Source organism: Serratia ureilytica (assembly GCF_017309605.1).
GTDB lineage: Bacteria > Pseudomonadota > Gammaproteobacteria > Enterobacterales > Enterobacteriaceae > Serratia > Serratia ureilytica.
Genome location: NZ_CP071320.1, coordinates 3,349,407 through 3,367,340, shown reverse-complemented (window position 1 = coordinate 3,367,340; position 17,934 = coordinate 3,349,407). Strand labels below are relative to the sequence as shown.

Genomic DNA, 17,934 nt, shown 5'->3' with positions numbered 1-17,934 from the left:
GTGGTAATCGAATAGCTATTCGGTTCTGCGTAGCAATTCGTCCCAATCGGTCATAAAGGCATGGGCGGAAAATTTTTCTTTCAGAGCGGCAAGTGATGCTTTAGATTGCGCATAATTGTCAGATATAGAGGCTATTTTTTCTGACAATTGGCGAGCATCATGCAACGAGTAAGTAAACTCATTTTCACGCGTGGCAACTAAATAGTTATGTGCTTCGATATTGGACAAAACAACGGGGACGTCTGCACAAATCGCTTCTGAAGCCGATAAGCCAAATGATTCTCCGGTTGATGGCGACACAAAAATCCCGTTGGCTTGAGAGATCGCCAACAGCAGCTTGTCCACATTCAAGAATGGAACTGGCGGCAAGCATACGGTGTCGCCTACTAGATTTCTGCTCTCCAGCTCGGCGTTGGTGTTGATTTCAGAAGACTGCGGGCCGCACAGAACTAGCATGTATTTTTCCGCGTGTCGTTCTTTTAAAATAACGAATGCGTCCAGTAATTCAGTCAGGTTCTTTAGCTTGTCCATCCGTCCCAGGAAGAGAATAGGTCTTCTCGACCATGTTGGCAGAGAGGGAATCGCATGCGGTTCTTGAGAGACATGATCCCAAGGAACGAAATTACGCAGCAATAACAATGGACAGGCACTTTTGTGCAATTCAGGCTCTAGCTGCTTCATAAAGAACGCGGATGGGCACAATATTGCCGAACAACTGTCCGGAATTTTATTCAAGTAAGCCCTGTTTTCTTTATAGGCTGTATGGCATTCCGCAAAGTATTTCAATTTGTGCGTATGGCAAAATGTCAGAGCCGCAGGGAAATCAATGCAAAAAATGAGGCTGTAATTTTGCGTTAATAAATAATCGAAGTTGATGATTTTGACATCGACATTTTTACAGTCCGAGAGTGCGGCGGTGATCGCCTTCGCCGCACCGGAATCATGAGTAAAAAGAAGGTCAATCTGATAGGTGCCTATATCGTTTAATAAACGGGCACGGGTGAGCATGACTTTCTCAACACCGCCATGCGTCGCCCAAGGATAGATAAATGCTATTTTACGAAGCATATAACTCCCTAATTCCTTTTCTTTTCAGGGTGTTCAACTCCATTTCTTCGAATCGGGCTGCCCAAGTGGTTTCTTGCAAGAAGGTTTCCAACTCGTCAGAGTGGCGCTCGCTATTGATTGTTTTCTCAAACAGATCGACAACGTCGCTGCCGTCAGAGAAATAGGTCATCGGATAGCGTTTAATATGCTCAATGCCGGTCACTAGAGTTGGTAAGCCAAAATAGAGGTACTCATAAATTTTGATCGGATCTACCGCTTGAGCCAGCTCGCCACTTTTGAATGGAATTAGGCCGATCGACCATTCTTTGACATATTGATGAAGGTCTTTTGGCATTACTTTGCCCACCAGTGTGATGTTAGCAATATTTTTCGCTTTATTGACCACCCACTCAGGCTCACCGTAACCAATGATCTCGAAGTGATATTGTGGGAATTGTTCAGCTAATTTAAATACGATATCCCAGTCGAACCACGAGTCCGTTAGATGGCCGAAATAGCCCACTTTGTTGCCGTTGTCTTTCGCTATATTACGTGTATCGCCCAAGACCTTCTCGGAATAGCCATTACCGACTACTTCAATATCACTGCGAAGATAAGCAAATTTGTCACGCAGTGATGGAGCAACGCCACAGACGTAATCGCTTTGTAGAATGAGGGTTTCTTCAATCTCTTTCTGGTACCAAGGAGCTTGTCCGACCTTATGGAAGCATTCCCATTCATCCATAATGTCATAGATGATGTTGCAGCCTTGCGCTCTAAACTCATAGAGCGGAGTGAGGAAGACTTTCGCCGGCATCGTGATGACAAAGAACGCGGTTTTGTCATGCAGATGACACTGACGGGTGTATTTCACAAAATCATACAGCGGAACCTGATAGACATTGTTCCAGACTTGCGAACAACCTTTCGACAACGTTTCCTGTGGCGTCCATTGCCAGGCGATAAAGATAACCTGATAGCCTTTTTCCGAGAAATATTTTGCCGCGTTGATTGGCCGTTGGTTCACCAGCTCATCGAATTCGAAGCTGCATGGAATGAAGACGACTTTCTCTGATTGGTTTACCGCTGCGACCCAGTCTGGAATGTCTTCAGGGGCAGAGGTATCCGTCATCGCGCTATTGCAAGCGTGCTCGAAGTGTTTTTGAACGTAACGGTGCCGCTGGGTCTGTAGTTTTAGCCTGACAGACTCAGGCAGTCTCCAATAAAGAGTTTTGGCCAGTTCATAGCGTTTGTCCGCTCTGGTCAGTGATTGAACGGCAACCTGAACCAAATATCGAAGTTTTTGCCCTGCACTCGGTGCAACCGCGTGAGGCAAAGTTCTGAAATAGTCTTCTTGTTTTGCCGCTACCGATGTCAGGAGTTGTACTAACGATTTAACGTCATTCTGCAAAGAGAGATTCTGTTCTTCCAACGCAGCTAACTTGGCGATGACATCATTCCCTGAACTTGCTGCATTAGCATTAACAGGGGTGTCCAGGGGAGCCTGGCTCGCTTTATCTTCCATTTTGACGGTCTCTTTCACGCTATCATCATGAGCGTTGATCTTGATACTGTTGGCGATCAGTTGGTTTGCTAGCGTTTTAAATATAGCGACAGTAAAGGCATTCGCGATCAAAAAACTTTCGTTTTCCTGTGATGATGGTGCCTTACACAGCTGCTGGTAGAGTTGCAGCGAATCACCGTTGTCGTATCGCTCTTTGTCCGGGAGAACCATATTCTCGAGGATTTGGCTCCAACGGCCATCGCTCTGGTATTCAATAAGCAAGTCTGGGGGCAGGGGACGAGCGGCGGCAAATTGCTCTTGAAGCACATCTTCTTCGGCATTGGCCAGATTTCTGCCTGAGAAATTACAGTAAGCGGCATGTTTAAAGGTTTCATCGTCCAGAATGCCTTTAATGCCGTCGTAGCCAACCAGACACACCGGAAGCTGGCTAATGCCGGCTTCCAGTACTCCGCGGCCCATGCCGGCAAACCCCGCGTATTGCGGCATGACGGAAGGGATGTCACTGACAACGCCTTTGAAACCAACCCATTCGTTGAAGTTATTATCGCTAACGTAGGTTTTTATAGTGTCTTCATCACTACCGGTACCGTAAATATCAATACCATGAATCATTTGGCAGCGGCTGGCGAAGTCAATGAACTTCATAATCCCTGCGGATTTATCCTCATCCAGCCTGCTGGCGATAAGCCATCTTTTCTCAACAGTCTCATCCGTGATAGCGGGATGCGTTTGGGCGGTGTCTATCAGGTTAGGAACGATCATCACCGAGGGGTGGTCTATGATCTCCGCCAATTGATCCGCCGTTTCCTGCGAAACGCAAAATATGGTATGTAGCGTTTTGAGAAAATAAATGGCCAACGTCTGATTATAAATATTCCGAGTAAAATGCTGCAGCGACAGAGGGCCGTGCAATGTTAATAGCGACGGTATTTTTTCGCAGTCTGCGGCGATAACGGCAGGGAAAATGCAGTCAAAAGGATGCACATGAATGACATCGATGCCTTTTTCTTTGATAACCTGTCGTATCAGGTCTACGCCTTGAACGAGTTGTTCGATAGAGCCGTTGCTTAAATGAATATTTTCATGGCACGAGCTCAGCCCGTCAGGGAGTAATGACGGGTCTGCGACAACGGCGTACATAAGATGAACCTGGTAACCGTGGGCGACCAGATCCTTTACCTGAGTGTTGATATAGGTTTCCAACCCACCGATTGAGTAATACTGAGTTATGATAAGTATTGATTTATTCATGCTCTCCTGACCACTTTTCGAGTGATAAAGAAACAGGCAATGCGGCAATACCTGACATTGTCGTGCGAGGCTCTATAACCTTAAGGACGATCACGTCGGTTTTCTTATCAAGATAGGACATATCGGCGTGGCTGATGGCGTTGGCGATAGCGAGTGAAATAAAATAGCTGCCTTCGCACAGTGCCAGGTCAAGTTCAAACGTTGCCCTAAGAACATCTCCGCCTTTGGCGTTATGCATATTCTTCTTATGGTATAAGGTGCTGGTGCCAAATACCGTAATACCTTCAACGGTCTTAATGACCAAGCCGGCTTGCAGCTCTTCTATCGGCCCAAATACGCTGATATCGAAGCTGATGATGGCTTTTTCACCTACGCGGAATAGATCGCAAGGCTGATCGTGGGCATCTTTGATGATCCAACTTTCAATGAGGGCACCGCTGGTCAGTTCGCTTTCAGCTTGTATCTCGGCTTGTTCCGCGATGGAGGCCTCATGGGCGGCGACGCCGTCCTGGCTTTCTTTCTGGGGCGCGTTGATGGACTGATTGGTGTTTTTAGCAATGTTGTTCAGATAGCGCAGGTAAGTTTTTTCATCTGAGTACAGCAGGGCATGGTATTGGTCGATGATTTCTTTGGCACTGCCAATGGCTTCTACCCGGCCTTTTCGCAACAAAATGGCTCGCTGGCAAAACTTCTCCACGGTCGACGTGGAATGCGTCACCAGGATGATTGAACACCCTTGCGCGCGCAGCGATTCGATATAATCGAAGCATTTGCGTTGGAATTTCTCATCACCGACCGACAGCGCTTCGTCTACGATGAGCACTTCGGGCTTAATGCAAGCCTGAACGGCGAAGGCCAAACGCACATACATCCCGCTGGAGTAGGTTTTGACCGGCTGATCGATATGTTCGCCTATGTCGGCAAAGGCTTCGATCTCAGGGAATTTCTGTTCCATTTCACTGTGCGTCATACCAAGAATGATGCCGCTCAGATAAACGTTTTCACGGCCGGTAAACTCAGGATTGAAGCCAGCGCCGAGTTCCAGCAGCGCAGCCAGTTTGCCATTGACCTCAACGCTGCCCGAGGTGGCTGTCAAGGTGCCGGCAATAATTTGCAGCAGGGTACTTTTGCCTTCGCCATTACGGCCCAAAATGCCAAGCGTTTCACCGCGCTTAACGTCAAAAGAAACGCCGTTTAGCGCCCAGAACTCTTTGAAGAATGTACGGCGGCCTAAAGAAAGCATTTGGTACAAACGATGCTTAGGATTTGCATACATTTCAAAGCGTTTCGAAATATTTTTGACTGAAATTGCGAATTCAGATGACATCAGCAAACCCTTTACGCGTGAACATAAACCAACCATAACCTAACAGCATGATGACGAAAGAGATGAGGGTGTAAATGCCCCAGCTCCCCCAGGCGATATTTTTGCCCAGCATCATGCAATCCCTCGCTTGCTCAATGACATAAGTCAATGGACTGAGTTGCATGAAGATGTGATATGCGTCAGGCAACATGGAGATCGGATAGAAGATCGGCGAAAGATACATCAGAATCATGGTAAGCACGCCAATAACCTGAGCGATATCTTTCAAGTAAACGCCAAGCGAAGAAAGGAACCAGGATACGCCCAGAACCATCATAAGGAACGGTGCGATGATGACGGGTAGCCATAGAATGTGCCACGTAGGGATCCCTACGATAGCGACATAGAACAGCAACCAAACGACGAAGTTAATCACCATTTGGAATAAAGCTGTGCAGAGTGAAACAATGGGGAGTGTTTCAACCGGGAAGACAACCTTTTTGACGTAGTTGACGTTACTGACGATCAAATAGGGAGCGCGGTTAATGCATTCAGAAAAAAGCCCGAAGAAAATCAAACCGATGAATAATGCTAACGCAAATTCTCCTTTGGAATCGACTCCAGCACTCCAGCGAATTTTGAATACAACGCTGAAAACGAAGGTATAAATCACCATCATCAATACTGGGTTAATAAACGACCAAAGAAGCCCGATAAATGACCCTTTGTATTTACTGCCGATTTCCCGTTTAGAAAGTGAAATAACAAGATTCTTATTGGTGGCAAGTGTATGAAGACACCGATAAAAAGTCTTAACAAGAATAGAGAAAATATTCATTTAACACCTAGGCTATTGATTAACTTTTTTGACGTCATGGTTTAACTTTCTTCGCAATATAATCATGTAGAACGGATGCGTTATTGATATGACGGAGGGTGTGAAAATAGCTATAGGGCTAAACACACGTTTCCGTAAGCACTCCATGGAAAATACGCCAACATTTTCTCTCGGAGATTTTCACATCGTAAACAGAATCTGTTTCATTCCCGCGCAACCTGCATGGTATTACCGCGGGCTATTGTCCAGCGTGTTTCTATCTTACTGTAATGCCGGGGAACACATTAGTGATATATAAGGTTTTCTTCTGTTTTTCGATGCGTTCACTTCGGCAAAAAAACACCGCATTTCTCGATGAAACAGAAGTGAACACTGAATTCCCTGCATACAGATTGCCTGATTTTTAGGCTGGACATTGCTCTGCATAAGCGTTTTCAGCCTAAAAAAGCACGCTACCGCCCTTGGTAAGCGAGAACCAATAGAGGGTGGGGTTGTCAGTTTTCATTTATATGCTGAAACTATTTTCAGCAAAAATAGGCTAGAAAACCTTTATTATCCTACCACCAAATCACTTGTAATGCCTCTGGATTTTCAGGGTTTCAGTCTGTTCCTAGTAACCAGTGGTGACATATTCAAATGAGATATGTGCAATTGCTAGGAATTGTAGGATTACAGGCCAAAATGCAAGCGTGGCGCGTCATTGGATGGTTTCTTTCGAGGGTGTGGAGCAGGTTCGGCGATGCGGTATCCTCATCTTGGTCCACATATTCTGGTTGATTTTTAACCGTTGACATGATGCGGCAGACCGCACATCCGAACCTTTTCTTTTCTGCAATGTTACCGGTAATGTAGCAATGAGCTCAGGGCGTATACAGAACTGCCAACTGTGCGTGATTTTGTAAAGATTGTTATGGCTGCGATAGGTACATGCTTAGGAATAATCATGTACAATAAAGCAATGCATCCCTACTATGTTGTATAACTATATGATTACAATGTAGTAATTATCTCAGACAGGAGTTCCTAAATGTCCAAGCAACAAATCGGCGTTGTCGGCATGGCGGTAATGGGCCGCAACCTCGCGCTGAACATCGAGAGCCGTGGTTACACCGTTTCCATTTTCAACCGTTCTGGCGACAAGACTGACGAAGTGATCGCTGAGAACCCGGGCAAAAACCTGGCGCCGTATTACACCGTTGAAGAGTTTGTCGAATCGCTGGAAAAACCGCGCCGCATCCTGCTGATGGTGAAAGCGGGCGAAGCGACGGATAAAACCATTGCCTCGCTGACTCCGCACCTGGACAAGGGCGATATCCTGATCGATGGCGGCAACACCTACTATCAGGACACCATCCGTCGTAACCGCGAACTGTCCGACCAGGGCTTCAATTTCATCGGCACCGGCGTTTCCGGCGGTGAAGAGGGCGCGCTGAAAGGGCCTTCCATCATGCCTGGCGGCCAGAAAGAAGCTTACGAGCTGGTGGCGCCGATCCTGGAGAAAATCGCTGCGGTTGCGGAAGGCGAGCCTTGCGTGACTTATATCGGCGCTGACGGTGCCGGCCACTATGTGAAGATGGTGCACAACGGCATCGAATACGGCGACATGCAGCTGATTGCCGAAGCCTATTCTCTGCTGAAGCAGGCGCTGAACCTGAGCAACGAGCAGCTGGCCGAAACCTTCGCCGAGTGGAACAAGGGTGAGCTGAACAGCTACCTGATCGACATCACCAAAGACATCTTCACCAAGAAAGACGAAGAGGGTAAATACCTGGTCGATGTGATCCTGGACGAAGCCGCCAACAAAGGCACCGGCAAGTGGACCAGCCAGAGCTCGCTGGATCTGGGCGAACCGCTGTCGCTGATCACCGAATCGGTGTTCGCACGCTACCTGTCCTCGCTGAAAGATCAGCGCGTTGCCGCGTCTAAAGTGCTGACCGGGCCGAAAGTGGCACCGTTCACCGGCGACAAAGCCGAGTTCATCGAGAAAGTGCGTCGCGCGCTGTATTTGGGCAAGATCGTATCCTACGCGCAGGGCTTCTCTCAGCTGAAAGCCGCGTCCAAAGAAAACAACTGGGATCTGCACTACGGCGAAATCGCCAAGATCTTCCGCGCCGGCTGTATCATCCGTGCCCAGTTCCTGCAGAAGATCACCGACGCTTACGCAGCGGATGCCGATATCGCCAACCTGCTGCTGGCGCCATACTTCAAGCAAATCGCCGACGAGTACCAGCAGGCGCTGCGCGACGTGGTGGCCTATGCCGTGCAGAACGGTATCCCTACGCCAACCTTCTCCGCCGCGATCGCTTACTATGACAGCTACCGTTCAGCGGTGCTGCCGGCTAACCTGATCCAGGCGCAGCGCGACTATTTCGGTGCGCACACCTACAAACGCATCGACAAGGAAGGCGTGTTCCATACCGAATGGATGGAATAAGCCCACTCGTTGAGCGATAAAAAAAGCCGCCGAGGTTAACGCCCGGCGGCTTTTTTATTGCGCGTGATTTAATGTCACGCTTTTTTCTGATGCCGCTCGCGCAGCCGGCCGATCACCGCGCTCAGATCCAAATCCTGGTCCTGCAGCAGCACCAGCAAGTGATAGATCAGATCCGAGGCCTCGTTGGTCAGCTCTTCGCGATCGTTGACCGTGGCGGCCAGCGCGGTTTCCACGCCTTCTTCCCCGACCTTCTGCGCGATGCGTTTGGTGCCGCTGGCGTACAGGCTGGCGGTGTATGAGCTGTCCGGGCTGGCATGCTTGCGCTCCGCCAACAGCTGTTCCAGCTGATAGAGGAACGTCCAGTCGCTGGCGGCCGGATGGAAGCAGCTGCTGTTGCCCAGGTGGCAGGTCGGGCCGATCGGGTTGGCCAATACCAGCAGCGTGTCGTTATCGCAGTCCGGCGTGATGCTGACCACCTTGAGGAAGTGGCCGGAACTTTCGCCTTTGGTCCACAGGCGCTGCTTGGTGCGCGAAAAGAAGGTGACATTGCCGCTCTGCTCGGTGGTCGCCAGCGCTTCCGGCGTCATGTAACCCAGCATCAGCACTTCGCCGGAAACGGCGTGTTGCACGATGGCCGGCATCAGGCCGTCGGTTTTCTCCCAGTCCAGCTGGTTTCTCTGTTGTTCTGTCAGCACACGCGAATCTCCACGCCTTGTTCGACCAGGAACCTTTTCAGTTCGCCGATATTGATGATTTGTTTGTGGAACACCGATGCCGCCAGCGCGCCGTCGACGTCCGCATCGCGGAACGCTTCCAGGAAGTGCTCCATCGTGCCCGCGCCGCCGGAGGCGATCAGCGGCACTTTGCAGACCTCGCGCACCCGACGCAGCTGCTGCAGATCGTAACCGTTGCGCACGCCGTCCTGGTTCATCATGTTCAGCACGATCTCACCGGCGCCGCGGCGCTGCACTTCCTGCACCCAGTCGAGGGTTTCCCACTGGGTGACGCGGGTGCGGCTCTCGTCGCCGGTATATTGATTGACGTGATACTTGCCGGTTTCACTGTCGAACCAGGTATCGATGCCCACCACGATGCACTGCACGCCAAAGCGATCCGCCAGGCGGCTAATCAGATCGGGATCGGCCAGCGCCGGTGAGTTGATGGAGATTTTGTCGGCGCCGAAAGACAGGATCTGGCTGGCGTCCTCGGCGCTTTTAATGCCGCCGGCGACGCAGAACGGAATATCAATCACCTCCGCCACGCGCGACACCCAGCTTTTGTCCACCACCCGGCCGTCGCTCGATGCGGTGATATCGTAAAACACCAGCTCGTCCGCGCCTTCTTGCGCATAGCGCTGCGCCAGCGGCACGATGTCGCCGATGATTTCGTGGTTGCGGAACTGCACGCCTTTCACCACTTGCCCGTCTTTAACATCCAGACACGGGATTATCCGTTTTGCCAGCATGCAATCGCCTCCTCAACGCTAAATTTACCTTCCAGCAGGGCGCGCCCGACGATCACGCCGGCAACGCCGCTGCCGCGCAACTGGGCGATGTCGTCCATATTGCCGATGCCGCCTGAGGCCTGGAAGGCCACTTGCGGATAGCGGCGGCTGATCGCCTGATACAGTGCCACGTTGGAACCGGCCAGCGTGCCGTCGCGCGAAATGTCGGTGCACAGCACGTGTTTCAGCCCGTAGGGCAGGAACTGCTCTACCACCTGTTCAAGCGTGGCGTCGGAATCCTCCTGCCAGCCGCTGATGGCCACTCGCTTCACGCCCTGCGCGTCGATGCGCACATCCAACGCCAGTACCAGCGCGTCGGCGCCATAGCGTTCGAACCAGCTTTGCACCAGCTGCGGCTGTTTCACCGCGGTGGAGCCGATCACCACGCGCGTGGCGCCGGCCTCCAGCAGGGCGCTGACGTCTTGCTCGTTGCGGATGCCGCCGCCGACCTGCACCGGCACGTTAACCCCCGCCAGCAGCTTGCGCAGCAGCGGGATCTGGCGCGCGGCCGGATCTTTGGCGCCGGTCAGATCGACCAGGTGCAGCACCTGGGCGCCCTGTTGTTGATAGTCCTGCAGGCGCAGCAGCGGATCGTTGCCGTAGTCGCGCTGTTGGCCGTAATCGCCCTGATGCAAACGCACCACGTTGCCGTCGATCAAATCCAAAGCCGGAATAATCATGCTGCCTACATCTCCAGAAAGTTTTTCAACAGTTGCGCGCCGGCCGCTCCAGATCGTTCTGGATGAAACTGTACGCCGAAGAAGTTGTCTTTTTGCACGGCGGCGGTGAAGGGCTCGCCGTAGTTCGCCTGAGCGATGGTGCTGGGGCATATCGGCATCGCATAGCTGTGAACGAAATAGAAGTAGGCGCCGTCATCGATGCCGCGGAACAGATGGTGGCCCGCCTGCGCGGATACCTGGTTCCAACCCATATGCGGCAGCGGCAGGCCGAAGTCGGTCATCTGCTTTACCGGCGTATCGATGAGGCCGAGCGTCGTTATGCCGCCGTTCTCTTCGCTGCTGGCCGCCAGCAGCTGCATGCCGAGGCAGATGCCCAGCACCGGCTGAGTGCAGGCCCTGATCAGTTCGATCAGATCGCGTTCGCGCAGCTGATCCATCGCCGCCTGCGCGGTGCCGACGCCCGGCAGGAACAGCTTGTCGGCGCGCAGCACGATCTCCGGATCGCGGCTCACTTCCGGCTGATAGCCCAGGCGCCGCACCGCATAGGTGACGGAGGCCAGGTTGGCGCAGCCGGTATCCAAAATCACCACGTTCATCACAGCACTCCTTTCGAGCTCGGCAGGGTATTGCCCTCGACGCGGATCGCCTGGCGCAGCGTGCGGCCAAACACTTTGAACAGGCTTTCGACCCGGTGGTGGTCGTTTTTGCCTTTGGTCTTCAGGTGCAGCGTGCAACCCATGGTGTAGGAGAGCGAGCGGAAGAAGTGCTCGACCATTTCGGTGCTGAGATCGCCGACGCGCTGATAGTTGAACTCGGCCTTGTACTCCAGGTGCGGGCGGCCGGAGATATCCAGCGCGCAGCGCGCCAGACACTCGTCCATCGGCAGCACGAAGCCGAAGCGGGCAATGCCGCGCTTGTCGCCCAGCGCCTTGTTCAACGCTTCGCCCAGCGCCAGGCCGGTGTCCTCTACGGTGTGGTGATCGTCGATATACAGGTCGCCTTTGACGTCGATCTCCATGCGGAAGCCGCCGTGGGTGGCGATCTGATCCAGCATGTGGTCGAAGAAGCCGACGCCGGTTTTGATTTTGCTGCCGCCTTCGCGATCCAGCCAGACGTTGACATCGATCTGCGTCTCTTTGGTCACGCGGTTAACCCGCGCATGGCGGTCGCGCAGGGTCAGCTGGCGCACGATCTCTTTCCAGCCCAGCACGCCGCGCTGGTAGCGCAGCCCCTGAATGCCCATGTTTTCTGCCAGCTGCACGTCGGTCGGCCGATCGCCGATCACGTAGCTGTGGGCGGTATCGAGCACGCCGGGTTCGAGATAACCCTTCACCAGCGCGGTCTTCGGCTTGCGGCAGTCGCAGTTGTCCGCCGGCAGGTGCGGGCAGATCAACACGTCGGCGAACTGAATGCCCTGCGAGCTGAGGATCTGCATCATCAGGTTGTGCGGCGGATCGAAGGTTTCCTGCGGGAAACTGGCGGTGCCGAGCCCATCCTGATTGGTGATCATCACCAGCTGATACCCCGCCTGTTGCAGCGCCAGCAGGGAAGGGATCACGTCTGGCTCGAGCGCCAGCTTGTCCAGGCGGTCAACCTGGAAATCTTCCGGTGGCTCGGCGATCAGCGTGCCGTCACGATCGATAAAGAGGATTTTTTGGCTCACATTGGCTCCTGGCGAGTCTGGTTGGCACCGGGTAGGGTGGACAAGGCGTCCACCACGCGTTGACATTCGTCGCGGGTGCCTATGGTGATGCGCAGGCAGCCGGACAACCCGGGCTGTTTGTTTTGGTCTCGTAAGATAATGCCCTGATCCCACAAGCTTTTAAACACATTACTTGAGGCGGTGAAGCGGGCCAGCAGGTAATTGCTGTCGCTGGCGAAAACCTGCTCGACGCAGGCGCATTTCTCCAGCTGTTGCTGCAGCCAGCTGCGGGTAGCGGCGATGTCGGTGACGCGCTGGCGCATGGTGCGGATACCTTCTTCGCTCAGCGCCTGCGCGGCGATATCCGCCACCGGTGTCGAGAGCGGGTAAGGCGCGATCACCTTCAGCAGCAGGGCGATCAGATCTTCGTTGGCGAGCGTAAAGCCGCAGCGCAGGCCGGCCAGCGCAAAGGCCTTCGACAGCGTGCGCAGAATAGCCAGGTGTGGATAGTCGCTCAGCCACCCGGCCACCGAGGCCTGCGGGCAAAACTCGATATAGGCTTCGTCCACCGCGACGATCGCTCTGCCTTTGGCCATCTCCAGCAGGCTGCGCAGAGAGTCCGGGTCAATCAGGTTACCGGTCGGGTTGTTCGGGCTGCAGACGTAGATCAGTTTCACGTTGTCCAGGCTGTCCGCGATGGCTGGCAGATCCAACTGCCAGTCCTCTTTGGCGGCCACGGTGCGGCGCTCCACGCCAAAGGTTTCGGCGCTGACGGCGTACATGCCGTAGGTCGGCGGGCAGAACAGAATGGCGTCTTTGCCCGGCTCGCAGAAGGCGCGGATCAGCAGCTCGATGCCTTCATCGGCGCCGCGGCTGACCAGCACCTGCTCTTTCTTGACCCCGGCATAGGCGGCGTAGCGTTCGATCACCTGCGCCGGCTGGCACTCCGGATAGCGGTTGAAGGTTTGCGCGGTCAGCTGGAATTCCGGGGCGATCGGGTATTCGTTGGCGTTCAGCCATACGTCGCCCTTGCCGCCGAGGCGGCGCGCCGATTGATAAGGGGTCAGCTCGCGAACGTTGGCGCGCGCCAGTTTTTCGATGCTCATGCTTGCTCCTTCAGGGCGGCGACGCGCAGGGTCACGGCGTTCTTGTGGGCGATCAGCTGCTCGGCGGCAGCCAGCGTCTCGATGGTGGCGGCCAGGTTGCTGAAGCCCTGCGGCGTCAGCTCCTGCACCGTCATGCGTTTTTGGAAATCGGCCAGCCCGAGGCTTGAGCAGGTGGCGGTGTAGCCGTAGGTCGGCAGCACGTGGTTGGTGCCGGAGGCGTAATCGCCGGCGGACTCCGGCGACCAGTCGCCGAGGAACACCGAACCGGCGCTGGTGATGCCGTCCACCAGATCGCGCGCATTGCGGGTCTGAATGATCAGGTGCTCCGGGCCGTAACGGTTGCTGATGGCCACGCACTCCGGCAGATCGCGCGCCACGATCAGGCGGCTGCTCGCCAGCGCCTGGCGGGCGGTGTCGGCGCGCGGCAGCTCGGCCAGCTGGCTTTCCACCGCGTCGGCCACCGCCTGCGCCATCGCCGCGTCCGGCGTCAGCAGGATCACCTGCGAATCCGGGCCGTGCTCGGCCTGCGACAGCAGATCGGAAGCGACAAATGCCGGGGTGGCGCCGGCGTCGGCGATCACCAGCACTTCTGAAGGACCGGCCGGCATGTCGATGGCCGCGCCGTCAAGGCGCTGGCTGACCTGCCGCTTGGCTTCGGTCACGAAGGCGTTGCCCGGCCCGAAGATCTTCGCCACGCGCGGCACGCTTTCGGTGCCGAACGCCAGGGCGGCGATCGCCTGCGCGCCCCCGACCTGAAACACTTCCTGCACGCCGCACAGCTGCGCCGCATACAGGATCTCATCGGCGATCGGCGGCGGCGAGCACAGCACTACCCGGCGGCAGCCGGCGATGCGCGCCGGCGTCGCCAGCATCAGCACGGTGGAGAACAGCGGCGCCGATCCGCCGGGAATATACAGTCCCACCGAGTCGATTGGGCGGGTCACCTGCTGGCAGCGCACGCCCGGTTGCGTTTCGACGTCCACCGGCGGCAGTCGCTGCGCGTTGTGGAAGGTTTCCACGTTGGCGACGGCCACCGCCATCGCCTGTTTGATGTCGTCGCCCAACCGCGCGGCGGCGGCGGCGATCTGCTCGGCGCTGACGCGCAGCGCCGAGACTTCCGCTTTGTCGAAACGGGCGCTGTAGTCGCGCAACGCCCGATCGCCGTTGGCCTTCACGTTGTCGAGGATCTCGTTCACCGTGCGGGTGATGCTGTCGGAAGCGGCGATCGCCGGACGCATCAGCAGCTCGGCCTGGCGTTCGGCGCTGCACGTCGCCCAATCGATCGGCGTGTTGAAGGTCGACATGGCGTTACTCCATCATCTTTTCAATCGGCAGCACCAGAATCGAGCTGGCGCCGAGCGCTTTCAGTTTTTCCATGGTTTCCCAGAACAGGGTTTCGCTGCTGACCATGTGCATCGCCACGCGGTTCTGCGCGCCGGCCAGCGGCAGAATGGTCGGGCGTTCGGCGCCCGGCAGCAGCGCGACGATCTCGTCCAGCTTCTCGCTCGGCGCGTGCAGCATGATGTATTTGGATTCGCGCGCCTGGATCACGCCCTGAATGCGGGTCATCAGGCGGTCAATCAGCTGCTGTTTGGCTTCAGGCATTTCGCCGTCGCGCTGGATCAGGCAAGCTTTGGAGCGGTAGATCACCTCCACTTCGCGCAGGCCGTTGGCCTCCAGCGTGGCGCCGGTAGAGACCAGATCGCAGATGGCGTCGGCCAGGCCGGCGCGCGGCGCCACTTCCACCGAGCCGTTCAGCAGGCAAGATTTGAAGCGCACGCCCTGTTTGTCGAGGTATTGCTTCAGCAGGTGCGGGTAAGAGGTGGCGATGCGGGCGTCCTGCAGGCTTTGTGGGCCGGCGTATTCGGCGTCGAGCGGGGTGGCCAGCGACAGGCGGCAGCCGCCGAAATCGAGGCGGCGCAGGGTGAAGTAGCGCGGGTCTTCACCCTGGGCGCGGCGGCTGAGCAGCTCTTCTTCCAGCACGTTCTCGCCGATGATGCCGAGATCGACCACGCCGTCCATCACCAGACCCGGAATGTCGTCGTCGCGCACGCGCAGGATATCGATCGGCATGTTTTCGGCGAAGGCGATCAGACGCTGCTGCTGCAGGTTAATCTTGATGCCGCAGCGCGCCAGCAATTCCTGGGATTCATCGCTCAGGCGGCCCGACTTCTGCATTGCGATCCGTAAACGTGTCTTGTCCAGCATGGTAACCTCTGTTTAATCTGTAATTTTATGAATTTATTGTAAAAACTATTCTTTTCTGTCTGTCCGGAGCCAAAAAAAAACCCTCGGAAGAAATCTTCCGAGGGCTCTCTCTTGCGTTCTGCGCGCCACTGGAAGATTAACAAACCGTCTTCCAGCACACATCGCCTGAAAGACTAGTCAGGGTGATGGTGATGATGGTGGTTGAACTGAACGCGTGTCATGGTGTTTTCTCTCAGCAAAAGTCGGTAAAAAACCGTATGGCAATTAAGCTAAACTATCCGCTGTCCGCCGTGCAACTCTTTTTTATCGTCATAAATTTAATTTATTGAAACAGGTTGAGTTATTAGCCACACACGGCTTTACCTAACCTTAAGCCGGTCAGATTGTATCGCCGCGCGCAGTGGCGTAGCCTTAGGGGCAGGGCGCTGCGATCTTCAGGAGAGGAAGAGGATGAAAAAGGTAGCCATTATTGGTCTGGGTTGGTTGGGCATGCCGCTGGCGTTGTCGCTGATGGGCCGCGGGTACGACGTGGTCGGCAGCAAAACCACGCCGGACGGCGTCGAGGCCGCGCGGATGAGCGGCATCGAATGTTATCAGTTGGAGCTGACGCCGGAATTGATCTGCGATCCGGACGATCTGGCGTCGTTGCTGCGCGTGGATGCGCTGGTGGTCACGCTGCCCGCGCGCCGCACCGTCGAAGGCAGCGAGAATTATTTCAATGCGGTGCGCATGCTGGTGGACAGCGCAATGGCTTTCGGCGTGCCGCGGGTGATCTTCACCAGTTCCACCTCGGTGTATGGCGAAACCGCCGGCACGCTGCGCGAAGAGTCGCCGCTGCGGCCGGTCTCGCCGTCCGGCCGGGTATTGGCCGAGCTGGAGCGCTGGCTGCACGAGCTGCCGAATACCTCGGTGGACATTCTGCGCCTGGCGGGGCTGGTGGGCGCCGATCGCCACCCAGGCCGCTTCCTGGCGGGAAAACTCGATGTGAAGGGGGGCTCGCAGGGGGTGAATCTGGTGCATCAGGACGACGTCATCGCCGCCATCCAACTGCTGCTCAAGCTGCCCAAGGGCGGCCACGTGTACAACCTGTGCGCGCCGCGTCATCCGGCCAAGCGCGATTTCTATCCGGCCCTGGCCGAGCAGTTGCACCTGGAGCCGCCGCAGTTTGCCGACGAAGCGGAACAGGATGAGCGGCTGGTGGACGGCAACCGCATCTGCAACGAGCTGGGTTTTGAATACCAGTATCCCGATCCGGCGCGCATGCCGGTCAGTTAACGTCCGTCAGGCCCCGCACATGCGGGGCTTTTTTTCGCCGGCGCGCGCCAAATCCTCCAACAGCGCGTTCAACGCCTCGTCGGGTTGGACGGGGCGGCTGACCAGGCTGAGCGTGGCGCGGTAAGAGAGTGCTGCGCCGCCCAACTGCCGCAGCAGCCCTTGCTCCACCCAGCGCGCCGCATAGTGGGTGGGCAGATAACCGAGACAGGTGCCGCTCAGCACCAGATGGGCGACGCTCTCCATGTGGTGGGCCACCGCGGCCAGATGCGGCGGGGCGATCGGGCACAGCTGGTGCGCCAGCAGGTAGCCGCGTTTGACCCAGCGCGCGTTTTCAATCTGCTCGCGCTCGGGTTCTTCCACCGCGAACAGCGGGTGATCCTCACTGCAATAGATCGCCTGCGTCTCCTCCAGCCACGGTTGATAACGCAACGCCTCCAACTGCTGGCCAAAGTAGCCGATGCCCAGATCGAGCTGCCGGTGCAGCAGCCCTTGTTCAATCTCGTTCGGTGAACAGATGCGGCACTGCAATTGCACGTCCTGGTGGCGCCGCTGAAAGTGCTTGATGGCCTGACTGAACGGGTTGCCCGGCAGTGAAACCAGGTTATCCACCAAACCAATTTGCAGATCGCCGGTCAGCAGGCCGTTCAGCGACTGGCTGACCCGGGTGAAGTCGCGGGCGGCGTTGAACAAGGAGCGGCAGGCGATCAGCATGCGTTCCCCTTTTGGCGTCAGCCGGAAGCCGGAGCGCCCGCGCTGGCACAGGCGAAAACCCAGTCGCGTTTCCAGCGAGGCCAGATGGGTGCTGATGGTGGATTGGTTCATCAGCAGCGTTTCCTGTGCGGCGCTGACGCCCTGGGCTTCCGCCACCGCGACGAACACCCGCAACAGCTTCAGATCGATATCGCTTAGGTTAGTGAGCATCGCCCCCTCCGCAGAACGTCGGCCGCTTAACCCATTTTTAACATCGAAGAAATAGGCGCGGCGCTGAAGATATGGCCTTTCTTATGGCATGAGATTGAAATAAAAATCAACGCTTCAATGGGTTAGTTACATCGTGTTTTTCGATGTTTACATGCAAAAGCGGGAATGGTAGCCGGTGCGGTCAACGGGGTAGTCTG

General features: G+C 55.6%; 16 protein-coding genes and 1 other annotated feature. Of the genes, 2 read left to right on the top strand and 14 right to left on the bottom strand.

The window, feature by feature from the left end; translation table 11 throughout:
* Positions 1-15 precede the first annotated feature (15 nt).
* Genes J0X03_RS15805 through J0X03_RS15790 form a run of 4 tightly spaced genes read right to left on the bottom strand, consistent with a single transcriptional unit; the run spans position 16 to position 5,967 of the window.
* Positions 16-1,068: a glycosyltransferase family 4 protein gene (locus J0X03_RS15805; protein WP_149543333.1), complete on the bottom strand. Its 1,053-nt coding sequence runs from the start codon at positions 1,066-1,068 to the stop codon at positions 16-18.
* Complete coding sequence (locus tag J0X03_RS15800; protein WP_069100905.1) at positions 1,058-3,823, bottom strand: glycosyltransferase family 4 protein; 2,766 nt, start codon at positions 3,821-3,823, stop codon at positions 1,058-1,060. The genes J0X03_RS15805 and J0X03_RS15800 overlap by 11 nt, the downstream gene beginning before the upstream one ends.
* Complete coding sequence (locus tag J0X03_RS15795; RefSeq protein ID WP_033642481.1) at positions 3,816-5,150, bottom strand: ABC transporter ATP-binding protein; 1,335 nt, start codon at positions 5,148-5,150, stop codon at positions 3,816-3,818. Before J0X03_RS15795 ends, J0X03_RS15800 begins: the two co-directional genes overlap by 8 nt.
* The gene (locus J0X03_RS15790) at positions 5,140-5,967 is read right to left on the bottom strand and encodes an ABC transporter permease (protein WP_033642482.1); all 828 of its coding nucleotides are present in this window, start codon (positions 5,965-5,967) and stop codon (positions 5,140-5,142) included. Before J0X03_RS15790 ends, J0X03_RS15795 begins: the two co-directional genes overlap by 11 nt.
* 1,027 nt (positions 5,968-6,994) lie before the next feature.
* Between J0X03_RS15790 and gndA the strand changes: the two genes are divergently transcribed.
* Positions 6,995-8,401 (top strand): NADP-dependent phosphogluconate dehydrogenase, encoded by a 1,407-nt coding sequence (gene gndA / locus J0X03_RS15785; protein WP_004938815.1) that lies wholly within the window; start codon positions 6,995-6,997, stop codon positions 8,399-8,401.
* A 74-nt stretch (positions 8,402-8,475) separates the two neighbouring features.
* On the opposite strand, the gene hisIE is transcribed toward gndA, so the two are convergent.
* The 9 genes from hisIE to hisL all read right to left on the bottom strand — a co-directional run bounded on the left by hisIE (position 8,476) and on the right by hisL (position 15,762).
* Positions 8,476-9,096 carry a bifunctional phosphoribosyl-AMP cyclohydrolase/phosphoribosyl-ATP diphosphatase HisIE gene (gene hisIE, locus J0X03_RS15780; protein ID WP_015377251.1) on the bottom strand — a complete coding sequence of 207 codons (621 nt, stop codon included), beginning with the start codon at positions 9,094-9,096 and terminating at the stop codon, positions 8,476-8,478.
* Complete coding sequence (hisF, locus tag J0X03_RS15775; protein WP_033642483.1) at positions 9,090-9,866, bottom strand: imidazole glycerol phosphate synthase subunit HisF; 777 nt, start codon at positions 9,864-9,866, stop codon at positions 9,090-9,092. Before hisF ends, hisIE begins: the two co-directional genes overlap by 7 nt.
* Positions 9,848-10,585 (bottom strand): 1-(5-phosphoribosyl)-5-[(5-phosphoribosylamino)methylideneamino]imidazole-4-carboxamide isomerase, encoded by a 738-nt coding sequence (gene hisA, locus J0X03_RS15770; RefSeq protein ID WP_096242089.1) that lies wholly within the window; start codon positions 10,583-10,585, stop codon positions 9,848-9,850. The genes hisF and hisA overlap by 19 nt, the downstream gene beginning before the upstream one ends.
* Before the next feature lie 5 nt (positions 10,586-10,590).
* On the bottom strand, positions 10,591-11,181 hold the full coding sequence (hisH, locus tag J0X03_RS15765; RefSeq protein ID WP_021504315.1) for an imidazole glycerol phosphate synthase subunit HisH: 591 nt from the start codon (positions 11,179-11,181) through the stop codon (positions 10,591-10,593).
* Positions 11,181-12,248, bottom strand: a complete 1,068-nt coding sequence (hisB, locus tag J0X03_RS15760; protein WP_015377254.1) for a bifunctional histidinol-phosphatase/imidazoleglycerol-phosphate dehydratase HisB — start codon at positions 12,246-12,248, stop codon at positions 11,181-11,183. Before hisB ends, hisH begins: the two co-directional genes overlap by 1 nt.
* Positions 12,245-13,333 (bottom strand): histidinol-phosphate transaminase, encoded by a 1,089-nt coding sequence (hisC, locus tag J0X03_RS15755; RefSeq protein ID WP_038881088.1) that lies wholly within the window; start codon positions 13,331-13,333, stop codon positions 12,245-12,247. Before hisC ends, hisB begins: the two co-directional genes overlap by 4 nt.
* Positions 13,330-14,637 carry a histidinol dehydrogenase gene (gene hisD, locus J0X03_RS15750; RefSeq protein ID WP_033642486.1) on the bottom strand — a complete coding sequence of 436 codons (1,308 nt, stop codon included), beginning with the start codon at positions 14,635-14,637 and terminating at the stop codon, positions 13,330-13,332. Before hisD ends, hisC begins: the two co-directional genes overlap by 4 nt.
* A 4-nt stretch (positions 14,638-14,641) precedes the next feature.
* Complete coding sequence (gene hisG / locus J0X03_RS15745) at positions 14,642-15,541, bottom strand: ATP phosphoribosyltransferase (RefSeq protein ID WP_015377256.1); 900 nt, start codon at positions 15,539-15,541, stop codon at positions 14,642-14,644.
* Between the two features lie 71 nt (positions 15,542-15,612).
* Positions 15,613-15,739: a sequence feature (His leader region), on the bottom strand.
* Complete coding sequence (gene hisL / locus J0X03_RS15740; protein WP_100396937.1) at positions 15,715-15,762, bottom strand: his operon leader peptide; 48 nt, start codon at positions 15,760-15,762, stop codon at positions 15,715-15,717. (Overlaps the previous feature by 25 nt.)
* Positions 15,763-15,991: 229 nt before the next feature.
* Between hisL and J0X03_RS15735 the strand changes: the two genes are divergently transcribed.
* A complete protein-coding gene (locus J0X03_RS15735; RefSeq protein ID WP_033642487.1) occupies positions 15,992-16,816 on the top strand; it encodes an SDR family oxidoreductase in 825 nt (274 codons plus the stop codon).
* A gap of 6 nt (positions 16,817-16,822) precedes the next feature.
* Here the strand turns inward: J0X03_RS15735 and J0X03_RS15730 are convergent, their stop codons facing one another.
* The gene (locus J0X03_RS15730) at positions 16,823-17,737 is read right to left on the bottom strand and encodes a LysR family transcriptional regulator (protein ID WP_046686735.1); all 915 of its coding nucleotides are present in this window, start codon (positions 17,735-17,737) and stop codon (positions 16,823-16,825) included.
* Positions 17,738-17,934: the final 197 nt, after the last annotated feature.